Below are 19,584 nucleotides of genomic sequence, written 5' to 3'. Positions count from 1 at the left end.
CACCTATGGCAGCAACAGTTCAGAAAAAGATTAAAGAATCCGCAGGAGACAGAGCATTTCTATTCACGATCTATCTTGTGCTCGGCCTCGTGGTTATCGCTGTACTTTATCCGTTGATCTTTATAGTCAGCAGTTCGATCAGCAGTCCGGCAGCCGTTACTTCCGGCCGTGTTTGGCTCTGGCCTGTAGATATATCCTTCAAAGGTTTCGAAGTATTATTCAAAACACCTGAAATTATCACCGGTTATGGCAACTCCATTTTCTACACCGCGGCGGGAACGTTGATCAGTGTGACTTTGACGGTTATGATTGCTTACCCACTGTCCCGCAAAGGCTTTTTCGGGCGCAACACGCTGATGATGTTCATCACCTTCACCATGATTTTCAGCGGCGGTCTGATTCCGACCTACTTGGTGGTAAGGGAGATGCATCTAATTGACACACGCTGGGCGCTGCTGATTCCCAATGCCATTTGGGTATGGCAGGTCATTATTGCTCGCTCGTTCTTTCAATCCTCCATTCCTGAGGAGCTTATGGAAGCTAGTGAGATCGACGGCTGCAGTGATATGCGATTCATCTGGAGCGTTGTACTCCCGTTGTCGAAGCCGATTCTCGCTGTACTGGTTCTCATGTATGCAGTGGGCCAGTGGAATGCGTATTTCGATGCGTTGATTTATCTGAAATCAGCAGACCTGTTCCCGCTGCAGCTAGTCCTGCGAAGCATCATTATTCAGAATAACAGCGCCGGCGGGGCCATGGACGTAGGGAAAATGGTGGAGAAACAGCAGCTGTCTGAGCTACTGAAATATTCATTGATTGTGGTCGCCACCTTGCCTGTACTGGTTATCTATCCGTTTGTACAACGTTATTTTGTACAGGGAATGCTGGTTGGTTCTGTTAAGGGCTGATCCTAAGGTTTTATTACATGGAGAGGAGGGATGCCCGCAGTTTTACATTCAAGGGATCTTCGTATCAACTGCTAAACTACAAAAGGGAGTGATGGGATTTGAAGAAGAAAAGCTTGATAACTTTACTAACTCTAGTAATGGCGTTTACGGTTGTAATTAGTGGATGTGCTAGTAAAAATACAGATAACGCATCCAGCAACTCACCATCTAGCAACTCGTCTGGCAAACCGGTTGAAATCAGTGTGTTCTCTGTTCAGGAGTCTGGAATCGACCTACCGACCAACAAATTCTCGAAATTTGTGGAAGACAAGTTCAACTTCAAATTTAAATGGCAGATTAACCCTTCGGACGGTGCCCAGGAAAAACGCCAGATCTCGCTGGCCAGCGGTGACTATCCTGATGCTTACCTGCTTACCCACTATATTGACCAGTTCTCGCAAGCCGATCTGCTGAAATATGGTAAGCAAGGCGTACTCATTCCGCTGAACGATCTGATTAATGAATATGCACCTAACATTAAAGCTGCCATGGAGCAGAATCCTGCTTTGAAAACGTTTAATACAGCGCCTGATGGCAATATCTACGGACTTGTAGCCTACACAGAATGTTTCCACTGTTCCTACCCGAACAAAATGTGGTTGAATACCGAGTGGTTGAAAAAGCTTAACTTGGAAATGCCAAAAACTACAGAAGAGTTCAAGAATGTTCTGAAAGCCTTTAAAACACAAGATCCAAATGGCAATGGTAAAGCGGATGAAGTGCCACTGAGTGGTTCCATTGAGGAGTTTGGTGTACGGGTTGTTCCTTACTTGATGAATGCCTTTGTCTATGATGATGATCGTAACTACCTGCAAATGGTAGATGGAAAAGTTCAATCCTCTGCAATCACACCAGAGTGGAAAGAAGGATTGACTTACATCAAATCTCTGTTTGATGAAGGTCTGATTGATCCGGGCGCATTTACACAAAACGCTGAGGCCTTTAAGAAGATTGGTGAAAATGCTGACGCAGAAATTTTGGGTGCTGGTGCGGGCATGCACCCAGCGATCTTCGTGAACATCGATCCGGGCAATACTCGTTCGGCACATTATAATCCACTGCCGCCGATTACCGGACCTCAAGGGGTTTCCTATGCTACGCATGATGGTGGCGGTGTAGCTCCAGGTGCGAAATTCGTGATCACTAACAAAGCAAGCAAAGAAGCACAAATTGCTCTGATCAAAATGGTGGATTACATGTTTACACCTGAAGGTCAAACGAACGCTGCAGCAGGTATGAAGGGGACTGGCTGGACAGATCCGGAAGAAGGCGATGTAGCGCTGGGTAAAGATGTTAAACCAATGGTCAAAACCATTCCACCGGTTGAAGGTGCTGCACCTTCCAATGCGGGCTGGAGCGGCATGGGTCACTTCTATGAGCCAAAAGAATACCGTGATACCTACGTTCAAGGTACTGACATCTACGATTCAAGCAGCTATGAACGCAGACTGTATGATGCGACTCTGCTATACCAGGGTCATGAGCCTAAAGAATTGTTCCCAATCTGGTCCATCTGGATTGATCCAAATGAGATTGATGAAGCCAGTATGCTACAGACCAACTTGAAGAACTACATCGAGCAAAACCAATTGCAATTCATCACTGGTAACAAGGATCTGAACAAGGACTGGGATGCTTATGTAAAAGGCCTTCAGAACCTGAAGCTTGACCGTTACCTCGAAATTTTACAAAAGGCTTACGATAGTTCTAAATAATAACTATTAAAATCAGAATCAGGTGCTGTACGATAGACCCAGCACCTGATTTCTTTATTTTCAGAGACAGATATTATTGCTGGAGGATGAGTCATGACAGACGAGAAACATTGCAATCATTCATTTGTAGTTTCACGCAGAGGACTACCGGGTACAAGTGCTAGTCTTGCGAAAAAAGCACCAGTGACTATTGCCTTTCTGGGCGGTTCCATTACAGAAGGAGCTGGCGCTTCGGATGCGGATGCCACTAGCTGGAGAGCGTTGACCGGGAAGTATTTGCAGGAACGTTTTGCCGATCAGGAGTTCCACTTCATCAATGCTGGAGTGGGCGGCACGACTTCCACACTGGGGGCGCACCGGTTGCAGGAGCACGTGCTACGGCACGGAAGAATTGATCTATTGTTTGTTGAGTTTAGCGTCAATGATGGCAGTGACCGGGAAGAATCGATCAGAGGTATGGAAGGTATTGTTCGCCAATGTGGGCGGCTGTCGCCGAATACCGATATCTGTTTCCTGTATACGGCAGCGGAGAAGAATCTGTCGGGCAGTCATCCGTTTAACATTGCTGTCCATGAAGAAGTGGCAGCACATTATCATCTTCCGTCTGTCAACTTTGCCGCCAGAGTCTATGAAGAGACACAGGCGGGTCGCATGGAATGGACAGACTTGGCCCCGGATGGGTACCATCCCAATGACGATGGCCATGCCCTTTATGCGGGCTTTTTGCGCGAATATTTAGATATCGCTCTTGCTCCTGACGGCACCGAATTGAAGCTTGAGGATGTAAGAGCGATCTCTCCTCTGGAAGAAAAGAATTACGAATACGGCAACCTGCTCGATTTTCGTGCCGGTGCTCACACGGACGGATTCGAACTCCGCGAGCTGTCGCCGGAAGATCCGCTGATGAACTGGCGTTTCGGAACGGAGCATTTATATACGGATAGTCTGGAAGCGGCGTACACCTTCACCGTCACCGGCCAAAGCGCAGGTCTGTTGCTACTGTATGGACCGGATAGCGGGATATTTGAGTATTCGGTAAACGGCAGCTCTTTTACATCTGTAAATCTGTTCGATGAGTGGTGTCCGCTGGCGCACAGGCCGATCCTGGCAACGTTCCCTCTTCAGGAGCAGCGGAAGGAAATGCAGGTCACGGTTCGGATCACTGGAACGAAGGATGAAGCCAGTAAGGGCACTAGTTTGCGCATTATGAAGATATTAAGTAATTGATTATCTAGGGAAGAGGTATTATACTGCCTCTTATTAAGCGGTTACAAGAATAGAGAGGCGGGAAGACTCATTCATTCTGCAGAACAAGACTTTATTGCAACCCCAACGATTATCCGTTTGACGGATTACGGGGCACAGCCGGATACAGAACTGGACACCCAAGGGGCCATGACCCGTGCGCTCCAGGCAGCAGCCGAGATTTCTGGACCTGTTGTGCTGGACTGCGCCAAAGGAAGCTATCATTTTTACGTAGATGAAGCTATTAGGGCGCCCTATTATATCTCCAATACGACGAGTGAGACTGAAAACCCGGATGTGACGAAGACCATTGGCATTCTGCTGAAAGGTCTGCATAATTTCACATTGGAGGGCAACGGTGCTCTGTTTATTTTCCATGGCAAACAGACCATGATCTTGCTGGACGGCTGCTCAGATGTGGAGATTCGTAACCTGCATACCGATTATTATCGGCCTACCGTAACGGAGATGACTATTGTCAGCAGTGGCCCTGATTACTTCGATACGGAGGTTCATCACGATTCTCGCTATGAGATCAGGGATGGACGGCTGGTCTGGATCGGTGAGGGCTGGAGCTTCACGGAAGGTCCGATGCAGACCTATGATCCGGTTCGTAATACAACTTGGCGGATGGATAACTGGCTGGAACAAGCAACGTCTGTCGAAGAACTGGAGCCAATGAAACTGCGCCTGCACTTTGATTTTCAGCCAGAGGTTGTTCTAGGACATGTCCTGCAGAACCGTGACGGTATTCGCGATCAGGTCGGGGTCTTCATTACGGGAAGCTCCAATGTCTCTTTCACAGATGTTGGATTGCATTTTCTGCATGGACTTGGGATTGTAGGCCAGTTCAGCGAAAATCTCACGTTCCGCCGGATGGACTTATCACCGCGACCGGAAACGAGACGGACCGTCACTGGTTTCGCAGATTTCATCCATATGTCGAGCTGTCGGGGCAAAGTCACCGTGGCGGACGGTTATTTTGCCGGTTCTCATGATGATCCCGTTAATGTTCACGGCACTTATCTGCGAATTGTAGAGCAGCCGGCGGCGAATGTAGTCAAGGTCCGGTTCATGCATCACCAGACCTACGGATTTCTGGCCTTTCATCCTGATGATGAGATTGAATTTGTCCGTTCCGGCTCGTTGACCACCTATGCGAAGGGCAAAGTGGTTGCAGTGGAGTCTCTCAATCCGCGCGAGCTTCTGCTAACCCTGGCCGACCCGGCTCCGGAAGGTATTGGCAGTCACGATGTTATCGAGAATGTAACCTGGACCGCAGAGGTTGAGGTTGTCAATAATCACTTTGCCCGTGTTCCAACCCGGGGCATACTCGTGACGAGCCGCCGCAAAGCGGTGATCGCGAACAATACGTTTGAGCGCATGCATATGAACGCGGTTCTAATCGCGGTGGATGCCGAGTCCTGGTATGAGTCCGGAAAGGTGGAGGATGTAACCATCACCGGCAATCGTTTTGTGGAGTGCGGCAGCGGCGAGCATCCAGTGATCTTCATTTCGCCAGAGAACGTAGACGTTGATGAGAACGCTCCTGTTCACCAGGGGATTATTATAACGGGGAATCGATTCGAGTTGAAGAACACGCTGGCCTTAAGCGCCAAGAGCACATCCGGTCTGATTTTCCAATCCAATGAAATCGTGACCGATAGCGGGAACAGTCTACCCAGCCTTGATGAGGCGATTGTCTTAACCGCCTGCAGCGGAGTGGATATTGCGGATAATACACTCACAGCTGAATAAGATCTGATCGAACATACTGTTAATGATTGATAGTGGAGGAGAGAGCACATGAAACTTCAATATGACAAGCCAGCAAATGTGTGGACCGAAGGACTGCCGATTGGTAACGGACGTCTGGGTGGTATGATTTTCGGTGGTGTGGAGCAAGAGAAAATCAGTCTGAACGAGGATACGCTATGGTCGGGATATCCGAAGGATGGAAATAATCCAGGCGCCAAGGAAGCTTTGCCTAAGGTACGGAAGCTGATAGAAGAAGGCCGCTATGAAGAGGCTGACACGGAGACCCGCAATATGCTGGGGCCATATACCCAATCCTATCTGCCTTTTGGTGATCTGCTGCTCCGATTTGAACACGGCAGTATCTCTCATTCCTATAAGCGGACGCTGGATGTAGAGAATGCAATCCATCGAGTGGAATACAAGATCGGCAATGTCACTTATACCCGTGAAATGTTCGCTTCACATCCAGATCAGGTTCTTGTACTGCGACTGACCACTAGCGCACCTGGTACGCTGAATGTACACGCGACCCTGGATAGTCCGCTGCGGCATAGCCTTCATGCACAGGGCGACAGCTTCGTATTGTCAGGAATAGCACCAGAGCATGTGGACCCTAGCTATTTTGGAAGTGACAATCCTATCCGATACGGTGAACCTGGCCATAGCAAGGGGATGGCCTTTGAGGGCCAACTAACTGTGAAGGCTGAGGATGGTAAGGTAACCGTTGATGGCAGCGGCGTTCATGTGCTGGATGCGACAGCGGCTACGTTCTATTTCAGTGCGGCTACAGGCTTTAATGGATATGACAAGATTCCGGGCCAAGAAGGGAAGGATGCTTCTGCTATTGCTGCATCCCATCTTGCGGGTGCGGTAGACAAACCATACCCGAGCCTGCGTGAAGCACATGTTGCAGATTATCGCTCCCTGTTCGACCGGGTGAAGCTGTCACTTGGCAAATCGCTTGCTGCGGAGGATATGTCTACCGAACAGCGGATTACAACTTATGCAGCCCAAGATCCGGGTCTTGTGGAATTGCTCTTTCACTATGGACGTTATTTGCTGATTGCCAGCTCTCGTCCTGGCACGCAAGCCGCGAATCTCCAGGGCATTTGGAATGCATTCACCCGTCCGCCATGGAGCAGCAACTACACACTGAATATCAACACGGAAATGAACTACTGGCCGGCTGAAATCTGCAACCTTGCAGAATGTCATGAGCCGCTGCTGGAGATGATCGGGAATTTGGCCAAGAACGGCGCCGAGACGGCCCGGGTCAATTACGGAACGCGGGGCTGGACTGCGCATCACAATGCTGATTTGTGGGCACAAACCGCTCCTGTTGGTGACTATGGCGACGGCGATCCAAGCTGGGCTTACTGGCCAATGGGCGGTATCTGGCTGACACAGCATTTGTGGGAGCATTATGCTTTTGGTGGAGATGAAGAGTACCTGCGTAGCACCGCCTATCCCGTGCTGAAGGAAGCAGCCCTCTTCGCGCTGGATTGGCTCATTGAGGATGGCAGCGGACATCTGGTGACTTCGCCCTCGACTTCCCCGGAACACAAATTCCGGACAGCGGAAGGCGTAGCCGCAGTCAGCCCTGGTTCCACAATGGACATCTCGCTGATCTGGGAACTGTTCACCAACTGCATCGAAGCTTCAACGCAGCTAGGCACGGATCAAGCCTTCAGAGAAGAACTGGAAACTGCCCGCGAGCGTCTGCAGCCACTCCAGGTTGGCAAGTACGGTCAATTGCAGGAATGGTCGAAGGACTTCGAGGATGAAGATACATACCACCGGCATACTTCGCATCTGGTCGGGGTGTATCCGGGACGTCAGTTATCGGAAGAGGAGACACCGGAGCTCTTCACTGCTGCGAAGACCTCACTGGAGCGGCGCGGCGATGAGAGCACAGGCTGGAGCCTCGGCTGGAGAGTCGCCTTATGGGGCCGATTCGGGGACGGCAACCGTTCCTTGCGCCTGCTCTCCAACATGCTGCGCCTGGTGAAGGACGGAGAATCGGAGCAGTACAACCACGGTGGTGTATACGCCAACCTGCTTGGCGCACATCCGCCGTTCCAGATTGACGGCAACTTCGCGGCATCTGCCGGAATTGCCGAGATGCTGCTGCAATCGCATCGTCCATACCTGGAGCTGCTTCCAGCGTTGCCGGACGAATGGCAGCAGGGTAGCGTGGAAGGCCTGCGTGCACGTGGCGGCTTTGAAGTGGATATCCACTGGGATAACGGACAACTGACGGAAGCTACGATCGTCTCCCAATTGGGCACGGATTGTGTGATTCGCAGCGCGGCTTCGCTGGTAGTCACCGAAGGCGATAACACAGTTAAAGTCGAGCATTCCACAGCGGGAACTCTTAGCTTCGCTACCGAAGCAGGAAAGACATACAAGCTGACCCTAGTCGGATAGCATTAGACTTATCAGCAAGGAAACGAGACAGCGGCAGGAACCGGAAAGACGGATTCCTGCTGCTGTTTTTTACATATTCTGCGGATAGTTTGGTTTTAATTGTTTTCTATAAACGATGATTTTGTACATTTTGTTATTATTAGGGGAGTAGTTTCCATAACGAACAGTCAAAAATCTGTAATAGATAATGCGCTGAAAAGAGAGGAATGAAACCTAGTGACTCAGGAAGAAGTGTTGCAGGGTGGTAACGTAAATCACATCGTCCGTATGGCGAATACTGTTCGCCGCCCTATAGGTGATTGGAGTCCGAATGTTCATGAACTTCTCCAACATCTGGAGAAACAAGGCTATGAGGGAGCACCAAGATTTCTCGGAATCGATGACTCTGGTCGTGAAGTATTGACATTTATTCCTGGAGAAGTTCCAGGGGACAATTATCCACAACTTGAACCGTACATGTGGTCGGACGAAACACTTGTGGGCTTGGCACGCCTTATGCGTCGTTTCCATGATGCGACTAAATTATTCAGTCCCAATACGGAGAACAGATGGCAGCTTAGTTATGCCGACGATGCTGACCATGAAGTGATCTGTCATAATGACGCGGCGTTGTACAATGTTGTCTTTCAAAAGGAGATTCCTGTGGCACTGATTGATTTTGACATGGCAGGCCCAGGTCCGCGTATGTGGGACATTGCGTACTCCCTTTACACATCGGTTCCGCTTGCGAGTTTCGCCCCTGACCATTCTTCTGGAAGGACAGTAGGGTACCAATATGAATTACATGCCGCAGAGCGTCGTCGGCGAATTCATTTATTTTTTGAATCTTATGGAATGAATGTCCCTAATAATCTGCAACAGTGGATTGTTAGGCGTTTGGTCGTATTGTGTGATACGCTACGAAATGGTGCCGCCGCCGGAAATCCTGCTTTTCAAAAAATGGTTGATGAGGGTCACTTGGCGCACTATGAGAGTGAGATTATTTTTGTAACAGATCATTTCGAAGATTGGATATAGAGGCCGAAATCTCAATGATCTTTATTTATTTTTGCTAAAACATAAGTATCTTTATCTATTTCAATTGCAATGGCCTCTTGAGAAGAAGAGCCTTGTATTGTATATAGCTTTGTTCCAACGGGATAATAATTTGAAAAATTCTCTTTACTTGCAATTGTTTCATCGTCAGAAGAGTTTTCGATCACCCCGAGCAGTTCTTGAACCTCAGTTATAGCTATCTTATCATCAGACCCCATATAAACATGTTTATTAAACCTAATTAGCTTGTCAAACGGCCAACTTTCGGAAGATTCTGTATGGGTATCTTTTGAATTGGTAACGTTAGATTGTTTGGCTGAATTATGAGTACATCCCGTAAGTAGAATTAATAAAAAGATTGATAACAGCACCAGTTTAATTTTCATAACACTTCCACCTTTAAGGATTTAGAATTTTTTTACTCTTTTGTGAATACAGACGGGGGTGATGCGAAAAAGTTGCAAATTCTTGAACGCAGATACTTGGCTACTTCGTACGACAGGACACCAGATTCGAACAGTGTTAAATCGCGATATGGATCGGAAGATCGTTGCATGGTAAACGCTTTATTCTCTCTTTATAATGAGGGCAGACTTGGGTAAGGGCAGTGCTTATTCTACTCAAGGACCAGCATGAAACATTAAGGAGGCATCTTATGCTAACTAGCGATACATCTGTACAAGTGCAAGTAGAACAACAGGACGAAGCTCTGATCCGGGTGACGAACGGTCATGTAAGCCTGGAGATTGATCTCGTAAAAGGTGGAGCTAGCATCGAGAGCAACACCTCACATGTGAAGGGAATCCGTAGCGCATTCCGCTGGCAGGGCCGGGAATACGGTACAGAACACTATGAGAGCCACCAACTGAAGTCACAGGAAGAGGTTGTTCGTGAAGGCTTCGGGAAAGGCATCCATCTGGTGATCTTGCACGAAACATCGTTGCTGCCGCAGTTGGAGCAGCATTTCTATATTTATGAATCTTCATCTTTTGTCCTTGTACAAAGCGCAATTGTAAGTGATGAAGAGCTGAAGACCAACCGTCTCGCCGTTGTGCAGACCAGAGAAGTGATTGTAGGCGGAGCAACAGGACAGCCAGAGGAACTCAGTATCTTGCGTGTACCGTTCGACAATGACAAATGGGTTCGTTATACAGTTGTAAAACCGCCGCTGGATATCGAGAGCTATGAGGCAACGGCTTTGTTCGCGGCAGACAGCCGCCGGGGAATTATTATGGGTTCCATCAGTCACAAAGTGTGGAAAACGGGTATTCGTATTAAAAGTGAAAAGGTCGGCGGGATCGAGGAGCTTGATCTTTACGGCGGTGCTACTAGTGAGCTGACCCGCGATAGCCAAGCGCACGGTTATGTGAAGGGCAAGAGAGTGGAATCCCCGCTCGTATTTATCGGCTTCTACGAAGATTACCGGGAAGGACTCGAAGCCTATGGCCGGGCCAACACCTGGATTGAAGCCCAGCTTCCATGGGAGGGTGGCGTTCCTGTAGGCTGGAATAGCTGGTCGGCGGCGATGACGGAGTTGAATTATGACTTGTACACATCGACCAGTGATTTTTTGAAAAATGAAGTGCAGCCGCTCGGCTTCCAAAGCGAGGACACCGTGTACATCAACTTCGATGCTTTCTGGGATAACTTTACCCCGGAAGAAATGAAGGATGCGCTAGAACGTGTACGTCAGAACGGTCATAGAGCGGGAACGTACTGGACACCATTTGCCTTCTGGGGAAGTCCGGCGCAATTCGGACAGCTTGTTGAAGGGACAGACGGCAAATACACTTATGGAGATATTCTGCTGCGAGACAGTGAGGGTGAGATTTTGCCGGATGTTGACGGCGGACTGGCTATTGACCCTACACACCCCGGCAACCTGCAGAGAATCGATTGGTTCACGAACAAATTCATCTCAGAAGGGTTCGAATACATTAAGTTGGATTTCCTGGTACATGGCGCGCTGGAAGGACAGCATCACAATCCGGAGATCACAACCGGAATCGCGGCTTACCATTACGGTATGACTTACTTGCAGAACAAGCTCTCACCGGAAGTCATTGGCCGGCCGTTCTTCATTAATCTGTCCATCGCTCCGCTGTTCCCTTATGCTTTTGCACACAGCCGCCGCGTATCCTGCGACGTCTTCGGGACATTGCAAGATACCGAGTATCTGTTGAACTCGCTGACACACGGCTGGTGGATGAGCAATACATTGTACCGTTACAATGATCCGGACCATTCCGTGCTATACAAGAGCTTTAACCAGGAGGCTACTGGGTGGCATGAAGGCCGAAGCCGCCTGACCGCATCGGTCATCGCTGGTACAGTGCTATTGATGGGGGATGACTTCCGCAAGGAAGAGGCTGCTGCACGGGCAAAAGAATGGCTGGGCAATAAGGAGATCATGCATGTAGCTCGCTTGGGCCAGACTTTCCGTCCTGTGGAAGGAGACCTTGGCAAGCAGGCTTCCGACTTGTTTGTGCTAGAAGCTACAGAAGAGAATGCTTTCTATCTGGCGGTCTTCAACTTCGATGCTGCACAAGCTGCGCATAAATCCATCTCCCTGGAACGTGCTGGACTAGATGCCACGGCGCGTTATAGCCTTCAAGATCTGTGGGAAGGTTCACAAGGAGAAGTAGCGGGTGTTCTGACGCTGAATCTGGAGCCAGCCGAATCCAAAATATTCAAATTGACGGTAAAGGCAGATTGATAAACAATCACATCTTGCTGGCAAAGAAAACATGTGCCAGGATAGCACGATGATAATGATTTACCAAGACATACAGAACTCCTTAGCGGTTATATAAAAAAACAAACAAAACGCGCTTCCGTTTCTTGCGGATAGCGCGTTTTGTTTGTTGACTGCCCTATGATCTACATTCGAATCCGGCTTCGTGGATTCAGGCGATACTGCGTCGGATTCACACCGTAACTAGCACTGAAGTGCCTTGAGAAGGGATGGATGGAAGGATAGCCCAGCTTCTCGGCGATTGCGGTCACGCTTAGTTCACTTTCCAACAGAAGGCCTGCTGCGCGCCGCATAACCAGGTTGTGATGATAAGTACGCGGCGTTACCCCGGTCTCGCGCTGAAATAGTTCATGGAAATAGGTTCGCTTCAATCCGCACATCCTGGCCCAGTCCTCAATGGATTCACCGCGCTCGGGATGGGCATTCAGGTATTCCAGCAGGCGGACAATACGATAATCGCTTGGCTGATGCAGATGCAGCGCATTGTACCAGCTCAAGATCCAGGCATACATATAGCTGTTCACAGCTTCGAATCGGTAAAATTGTGCATCGTTGTGCGCCTTGGCAATCATCACTAGACTGTCATAGAGCATAGGATGAGCAGCCAGCGAAAACACGCAGGGCAGTTGATCCAGCTCGGAACAGGGTGCTTCGAGCGCTTTCTTTTCAAAGCTGAGGGGTTCTGGTGCATAGATAAATGAATGATTAACGGACACCGGGGAGCGATTGTCCCATAAATCGAAATAGAAATTGTAGGACGAGAGCGGATGAGCAGGCGAGATATGAAAGGCGTGGGGCTGGCCCGGACGCAGGAAAATCAGTGTGCCTCGCTCAATAGGATAATGTCTTCCGTCAATTTCCATCTCGCCGGGGCCATCAATAAAGAGATGAAACGCATAGGAATTGCAGACGCGTAAATTTTCATTACTGCTGCCGTCATACTGATAAGTCATACTCTCACCAACATAGGGCGTGATTGCGGACAGTTTATTCATGCTGTGCCTTCACTTTCTGGTCTCATTGACCTGATCTCTATTGCATCATACAAGTGACCGTACAAATCGTCAAATGAATGAACCCGCGGGCAAAGACAGAGGAGTGCCCCGATGATACTATGAATGCAATGAATCCGTAAGCTTCTATTGATAGGAACTAAAGTGGGAAATAACTGTATGTAAGTCAATAAAGGAGCTTGATAAAGAACAGGGATTTGAAGCTGGGAGATATGATTTCGATGTAGATGTCCCTAAATTTTATTTATGCATAGCGGAGTAATTAACAACATTAGACGCAAAGTACAATCAATAGTACAGAGGTGAAAACAATGAGTAATTGGATAAATACTACCTTCCGCAAGCTGCATCTGGACTATCATCAGCCGGAATGGATGAAAGCTGTAGCTGGCGGGTTTACAGAAGAAGAGGCGCGGCGGCAGGCGGCAATGTTTAAGGAAGCTGGAATTCAGGCGGTTGAATTTTTCGCCTATGACCATTATGGACATACCTTTTACCCTTCGGATATCGCTCCTACGCATCCCGGACTGCGGAACGATTATACGGGTCTGATGTCACGCGCGCTTAAAGATGCTGGCATCCGCCCGATTTTATATTTGAATGCGTTCACAAGTGTACATTTGCAAAAGGATCATCCTGAATGGCTGCGTGTGCTTGAGGATGGCACTTTGACGAGGGGGGCTTGGCTGCAGCATGAAGCCTCGCAGGCCTGTATCTCTTCCGGCTTTCTGGACGAGTATTATCTTCCGCTCCTGAAAGAAGCCGTAGCTCGTCATGAGCCGGATGCTGTCTGGATCGACGGCGGCAGTTGGACCGTGGAATATCCTTGCTACTGTGAGAGCTGCCGTAAATTGTTCCTTGAAGATACGGGCAGAGAGCTGCCACAGGGGTCAATGCCTGAACCCGGTGAAGAATTGAATAGTCCTGAATGGCTGCAATGGCGCCTATGGCGGCGGGGGCAGATCTTTCATTATGTACGCAAGCTCGTCGCCGCTGTGAAGGAGGTTTCACCGGAGACATTGGTGGCGGAGAATAACCTCGGCAAATATTTCTATGGCCTCCCGCTGATGGAGGGCGGCAAGTTTGTACGCTGGCTGACCCCGAAGGAGCTAGGACTAGACTGGTTATCCTGTGATCCGGTCCATTTCGGAGCTAATCATGAGATGATTTTCAGTAAGGAAGGACGTTATCAGGCCACCACGGGGCTGACCTTTGACTATATGAATGAGCGGTTTCACGGCTGGGGCGAGTGGCAAATACGTCCAACCACTGACTGGAAGCTGGAGATGGCTACGATTCTGGCCGTGGGGGCGAGAGGTTTCTTCGCGGATCAGCCTTATCCGGACGGGCGGCTGGAGCCTGCGGTGTACCGGGAGCTGGGGGCCGTTCATGAATTTATGCAGGAACGGGAGCCCTACGCCACAGGCACCCATATCGTGCCGGAAGTGGCAGTGCTGGCCAGCCTGCCATCCCAGCTGCTGGGGCCGGTGGCTGGAGCGGAATGGGGACGCGACAAGTACTGGGGTGCGCTGCCCAAATCGCGAATGGACCGTGTGGACGGCGCATCGCAGTTTCTGGTTGAGATGGGTATTCAGCATCTCATCTATGACGAAGCGACATTAAGGGAACAGCTTGACCGTCAGGCACTGGTTATAGTGCCGGATCAATGTCTCATGGAGGAGGCTACAATTACCGCTCTGGAGACCTATGTAGAGAATGGCGGCAGACTGATTGTCACAGGCAGATCAGGCCTGTGGGATGAGCAGGGGCGCAGACGCCAGGGCGATCTTTTCGCTGGACTGTTGGGTCTGAAGCGTAGTGCGGAGCTTCCCGCCCCGCTGCATTACTGGCAGGCCGGGGATGAACTTGCGGGCAAGCTGGCGTTCGGCCAGATCCGGTTGCAAGCCTGGGGCACCGCGCTCCAAGCTGAGCTTGAGGGAGCAGAAACGTTAGCAGAGCTGCTGGAGCCAGTGGAGGAAGTCTGGGCTGATAGCCGTAAACGGCGTGAGGATTGGCGGCATTATACGACAGTGGGTGCTGCCCCTGCCGGGAACCAAGTGGCAGCTCCAGCGGTGACGCTGCACAGCTATGGACAAGGCAGTGTTATGTACTTGAACGGTGATCTGTTCGCGTTGTATTACCTTGAAGGACATCGTCTGATCAGGGAATGGCTGGATGTTTGTATAGAAGATATTTACCCTAAAGCGACTCGAATGATCCAGGTGCAAAAGCCGCTTCATGTCGAGATGGTCTTAAATGCTCGCCGTACGGATTCCGGTGAGGAGCTCTTGGTGCATTTCCTGAATTATTTCGCGCAGAAGCGCCCAGGTTATGTGATTCATAATGAAGAGATAGTGCCGGTTCAGGGTATTTCCTTTCAGGTAGCAGTGCCTACGAAGCCAACCAGGGTTCTGCTACAGCCGGAGAACACGGAGTTGGCATGGAAATGGGATGGAAGCCGAGCGATCATTGAGTTGCCGGTGCTGGAGCTACACGCGATTGTACAGATCATATTATAGACAGGAGATAAGGATATGAGCGATTTTAAACTATGGTATCTGACCCCTGCAGCGGGTTGGTCTCAAGGTCTGCCACTTGGGAACGGAAGAACAGGGGCCGTTGTCATGGCCGCTTCGCACCGCGAGGTGTGGAGTATGAGCGAAGTCACCTACTGGTCTGGTCAGAGCGATCCAGAGCTTCTTCCTGGTGAGGGGAAAACTGCACTGGAAGAGATGCGTCAGCATTTCTTCGCCGGCGATTATGCAGTTGGCGATTCTCTAGCCAAACAGCACTTGCAGCCGAAAAAGCGGAATTTCGGTACAAACCTCGGTTTATGTGAGGTTGTTATTAAATTTACCGACCAGGAGTCACAATCTGGTGAAGCTGGACTCTTCCAGCGCGAACTGGATTTGAGTAGCGCGGTGGCCGGAGCGGTGGCCAAGGTCAATGGAACCACGCTGCATCGGGAGGTTTTTGCTACCCATGCCGATGATCTCGTGGCCTCACGAATTTGGAGTGACGCCCCAGGCGCGGTCTCCTTCACGCTCCATTTGGAGGGAGGGACAGAGTCGTTCATAACCGTAGCTTCGGACGACACCACGCTGGAATTCAAAGGGCAGGCTACAGAAAAAGTACACAGCAATGGTGCATGTGGCGTCTGGGCTCAGGGTTGTGTCAAGGTGATCATCACCGGCGGTACGATTCAGAGCCGGGACGGCCAATTGACGGTGACCGGGGCGGATGAGGCCCAGATCTACTTTGCCGTCAGCACGGATTATCGCCGGACCGGCGAGGACTGGAAAACGGAAAGTGCGGAGATCTTAAAGCAGGCCGTGAACAAAGGCTATGCCCGGCTCAGAGAGGATCATATCGCCGATTACAGTCAGCAGTATGGCAAGGTGAATATCAAGCTTGGTGTCTCTGACAAGGCTAGTCTCCCAACCGATCAGCGTATTCAATTACTGGCCCAGGGCGGGCAAGAAGATCCGCAACTGTTTGCCTTATTCCTGCAATATGGACGTTACCTAACAATTGCTGGTTCACGGGGAGATTCACCGCTGCCGCTGCATCTTCAGGGCATCTGGAATGATGGCGAAGCCTGCCGGATGGGCTGGAGCTGTGATTATCATATGGATGTTAACACCCAGATGAATTACTATCCGACAGAGGTGACCAATCTGGGGGACAGCCATCTTCCACTGATGCGTTATGTTGAAGATCTGGCTCAGGCGGGGAGATCAACTGCTCGTAATTTATACGGTAGTGAAGGCTGGGTCGCCCACGTATTCTCTAATGTCTGGGGCTTCACGCTTCCGGGCTGGGAGACCTCATGGGGACTCAATGTCACTGGCGGACTATGGCTCGCGACACATCTAATAGAGCATTATGAATTCAGCCAGGATCGGGACTTCCTTGAGTCTCAGGCTTATCCGGTACTCAAAGAGGCAGCTGCTTTCTACCTGGACTACATGATTGTGCATCCTAAGTATGGCTGGCTGGTGACTGGCCCCTCTAACTCGCCGGAGAATTCTTTCTACCCCGGTGATACTAGTGAGGGTGCACAGCAGTTATCCATGGGTTCGACCATGGATCAGATTCTGGTACGCGAGCTTTTCGAATTCTGCCTGAAGTCGGCAACACTATTGGATCGGGACGTAGAACTGCAACGGGAACTGGAGGAAGCTATCGCCATATTACCGCCGCTGCAGATCGGTAAGAAGGGTCAGCTGCAGGAGTGGCTGGAGGACTATGAGGAGGCACAGCCAGAACACCGGCACCTGTCTCATCTATTCGCAATGTATCCTGCAAGTCAAATCACACCAGACCGGACACCAGAGCTCAGTGCGGCAGTAAGAGTGACGCTGGAGAACCGGATGGTTCAGGATGAACTGGAGGATGTGGAATTCACAGCGGCCTTGTTCGGCCTAGGCTTTGCCAGATTGCATGACGGGGAGAAAGCCTACAAGCATATCTCCCATTTGATCGGCGGTTTATGCTTCGATAACCTGTTCACTTACTCCAAATCTGGCATTGCCGGAGCGGAGAGTAACATCTTTGTGATCGACGGAAACTTCGGCGGTACGGCTGTCATTGCGGAAATGCTGCTGCAAAGCCATGCGAATGAGATTCATCTGCTCCCGGCGTTGCCAGAAGCATGGAGTACAGGGGAAGTAAGCGGGCTGCGGGCCAAAGGCAATGCTGAGGTCGACATCATCTGGGAGAACGGTCGGCTGACGGAAGCCGTGGTTCATACTTTCTCGCCAGGAATGGTGACGGTACGCTGGAGCGATCAAAGAACGACTTTTAATGCAGAGATCGGCAGAAGCTATAGGTTTAATACCCAGTTGGAAGTGTTGTAGGACTGCATCCAGATTTGAGGGTCTGACGACATTTCATTACGATGATAATCTGGAATTTTAATAAAAAATCCGAATATTAGTAGACAAAATATAGATGGTGGCGTAGGATTTAACTTCCTGCACCACTATTTTTTTATGTGTGAAATGTACGGTGAAACACTCCAATTTAACAATTTATGCTTGAAAATAACTTTCTTTTATTTGTACCATGGTTGGTGTGGAGGAAAAGAATATAATAGAGACAGAGCAGACAACAAGGAGGAGGGGACTTCAATGTACAGTATTTTTCTCGTGGATGATGAAGAACTTGGACTCGAGATGATGAGGGATTATATTCGCTGGGAAGAAATGGGTATTTACGTCGTCGGAACAGCAAACAATGGCCGAGAGGCTCTGGAGAAAATCGAGGCCACACAGCCGGATATTGTGCTTACGGATGTTCAAATGCCAATTATGAACGGAATTGATCTGGCTAGAAATATACATGAGTGCTATGACGGAATGCAGGTGATGTTCCTGACTGGGCATGATGAATTTCATTATGTAAAATCGGCCCTTAACGTAGGTGCTGTCGGATATTTATTGAAACCGCTTGATTTAAATGAGATTGTAAGCGTTATCGAAAAAGTGAAGCAGCGCTGCGAGGAAGCCCGGATGAGGAAGCGCTCTATGGAGGCCGCCAAATCTAATATTTTCAAGGAGCTTTCCTATGAAAAAAACGCCGAACGCACCGCCGAATTGGCATCCAGCTTTAGCAAACTAACCCGCCTGCCGGAGAGTAATCGCTATGCGCTGGCGTTGTTTAGTATCGACCCCAAAGAGGCTGAGGGGCAGCAGAGTCTAGAAGACTGCATGGGTCGACTGGTGTCTTTTCTGGATCACTTTTTTAAGGCGAAGAATCTGGAGGTTGTCTTTGTTCCCTACAAGGAAGGGGAGATAGGCGTGTATATGGAAGCGTCCGAGCAACCGGGTCATTATGCATGGGAGGACTTGGGCGAAGCCATTCGAGGTACGCTGGAGTTCACGGTGACAGCTGCTGTCGGCGGCCAGGATGCCGAATTAATTGGAGTCTATCATCTCTATGAGGGGATGCGTGTTGTTTTAAATGAGCGATTCTATGAAGGTACGGGTACGATTATTCATGCCAATGCCGTTAGTAACCAGTTCTACACCGAACATGTACCGCCTTTTGCCAGAAAAGAGTGGTTTGATGCCATAAATCGGCTGGAATTCGAGCAGGCTGCACAGAATCTGCACCGGCATATCGAAGGAATGGCTACGCTACGAATCAAGAAAAAAATTATCTGCGATTGGTCCATTGATCTCTTGGATGAGCTGCTGGAGCAGCTGCATGAACCTGTTCCCGAGGGCTTCAAGCGGGCAGAATTATACCATTCCATCTATAATGCGCTGACTCTGAATGAGATTGAGGATCTGATTCTGGGGACTGCCGAGAATGCTGTGAGCTTATTAGGCGAGCGCTTTATGGACAAAAATGCAAAGTTGATCCACAAGGTCCGGACCATGATTGATCAGAATTATGATCAGCCGCTTACCATCAATAGCCTGTCTGATCAGGTTTATTTGTCGCCGAACTATTTGCGCTCCATTTTTAAAGATAAGACCGGTATGACGATTCACGATTATTTGACCCGAATTCGGCTAGATAAGGCCAAAGAATTGCTGGCAGACGGCTCACTCAAAATTCAGGATATCGCCCAGAGAGTAGGTTATGAAAGTACATCCTATTTTATTTCTCTATTCCTGAAGAACCAGGGAGTTACACCGAACGAATACAGGAAAAATATTTGATTATGCCAGTACGGAAGT

General features: G+C 49.6%; 12 protein-coding genes. 10 read left to right on the top strand and 2 right to left on the bottom strand.

Annotated features, from left to right (window positions below; all coding sequences use genetic code 11):
* Nucleotides 1–5: 5 nt before the first annotated feature.
* The 6 genes from ACFORK_RS16180 (at nucleotide 6) to ACFORK_RS16155 (ending at nucleotide 9,109) form a co-directional block, all read left to right on the top strand.
* Nucleotides 6–908, top strand: a complete 903-nt coding sequence (locus ACFORK_RS16180) for a carbohydrate ABC transporter permease (RefSeq protein ID WP_379200690.1) — start codon at nucleotides 6–8, stop codon at nucleotides 906–908.
* A gap of 137 nt (nucleotides 909–1,045) precedes the next feature.
* On the top strand, nucleotides 1,046–2,662 hold the full coding sequence (locus tag ACFORK_RS16175; RefSeq protein WP_379201221.1) for an extracellular solute-binding protein: 1,617 nt from the start codon (nucleotides 1,046–1,048) through the stop codon (nucleotides 2,660–2,662).
* A gap of 93 nt (nucleotides 2,663–2,755) precedes the next feature.
* Nucleotides 2,756–3,889 carry an SGNH/GDSL hydrolase family protein gene (locus ACFORK_RS16170; RefSeq protein ID WP_379200688.1) on the top strand — a complete coding sequence of 378 codons (1,134 nt, stop codon included), beginning with the start codon at nucleotides 2,756–2,758 and terminating at the stop codon, nucleotides 3,887–3,889.
* Between the two features lie 117 nt (nucleotides 3,890–4,006).
* Nucleotides 4,007–5,665 (top strand): right-handed parallel beta-helix repeat-containing protein, encoded by a 1,659-nt coding sequence (locus ACFORK_RS16165; RefSeq protein WP_379200686.1) that lies wholly within the window; start codon nucleotides 4,007–4,009, stop codon nucleotides 5,663–5,665.
* 48 nt (nucleotides 5,666–5,713) lie between these two features.
* Nucleotides 5,714–8,092, top strand: a complete 2,379-nt coding sequence (locus ACFORK_RS16160; RefSeq protein WP_379200683.1) for a glycoside hydrolase family 95 protein — start codon at nucleotides 5,714–5,716, stop codon at nucleotides 8,090–8,092.
* A gap of 216 nt (nucleotides 8,093–8,308) precedes the next feature.
* Nucleotides 8,309–9,109, top strand: a complete 801-nt coding sequence (locus ACFORK_RS16155) for a phosphotransferase (protein ID WP_379200681.1) — start codon at nucleotides 8,309–8,311, stop codon at nucleotides 9,107–9,109.
* 11 nt (nucleotides 9,110–9,120) lie between these two features.
* On the opposite strand, the gene ACFORK_RS16150 is transcribed toward ACFORK_RS16155, so the two are convergent.
* Nucleotides 9,121–9,513 carry a hypothetical protein gene (locus ACFORK_RS16150; protein WP_379200679.1) on the bottom strand — a complete coding sequence of 131 codons (393 nt, stop codon included), beginning with the start codon at nucleotides 9,511–9,513 and terminating at the stop codon, nucleotides 9,121–9,123.
* 269 nt (nucleotides 9,514–9,782) lie between these two features.
* Between ACFORK_RS16150 and ACFORK_RS16145 the strand changes: the two genes are divergently transcribed.
* Nucleotides 9,783–11,843, top strand: coding sequence for an alpha-galactosidase (locus tag ACFORK_RS16145; RefSeq protein ID WP_379200677.1), 2,061 nt, complete (start codon nucleotides 9,783–9,785; stop codon nucleotides 11,841–11,843).
* A gap of 164 nt (nucleotides 11,844–12,007) precedes the next feature.
* Here the strand turns inward: ACFORK_RS16145 and ACFORK_RS16140 are convergent, their stop codons facing one another.
* Complete coding sequence (locus tag ACFORK_RS16140; RefSeq protein ID WP_379200675.1) at nucleotides 12,008–12,877, bottom strand: helix-turn-helix domain-containing protein; 870 nt, start codon at nucleotides 12,875–12,877, stop codon at nucleotides 12,008–12,010.
* A gap of 329 nt (nucleotides 12,878–13,206) precedes the next feature.
* Between ACFORK_RS16140 and ACFORK_RS16135 the strand changes: the two genes are divergently transcribed.
* The 3 genes from ACFORK_RS16135 (at nucleotide 13,207) to ACFORK_RS16125 (ending at nucleotide 19,566) form a co-directional block, all read left to right on the top strand.
* Complete coding sequence (locus ACFORK_RS16135; protein ID WP_379200673.1) at nucleotides 13,207–15,414, top strand: beta-galactosidase trimerization domain-containing protein; 2,208 nt, start codon at nucleotides 13,207–13,209, stop codon at nucleotides 15,412–15,414.
* 15 nt (nucleotides 15,415–15,429) lie between these two features.
* Nucleotides 15,430–17,754, top strand: a complete 2,325-nt coding sequence (locus tag ACFORK_RS16130; protein WP_379200671.1) for a glycoside hydrolase family 95 protein — start codon at nucleotides 15,430–15,432, stop codon at nucleotides 17,752–17,754.
* A 273-nt stretch (nucleotides 17,755–18,027) separates the two neighbouring features.
* Nucleotides 18,028–19,566: a response regulator gene (locus ACFORK_RS16125; protein ID WP_379200669.1), complete on the top strand. Its 1,539-nt coding sequence runs from the start codon at nucleotides 18,028–18,030 to the stop codon at nucleotides 19,564–19,566.
* Nucleotides 19,567–19,584 lie beyond the last annotated feature (18 nt).

The organism is Paenibacillus sp. GCM10012306 (assembly GCF_042649265.1).
Lineage (GTDB): Bacteria > Bacillota > Bacilli > Paenibacillales > Paenibacillaceae > Paenibacillus_AQ.
The sequence above is the reverse complement of the archived record's forward strand: the minus strand, read 5'-3'. Positions and strand labels throughout refer to the sequence as shown.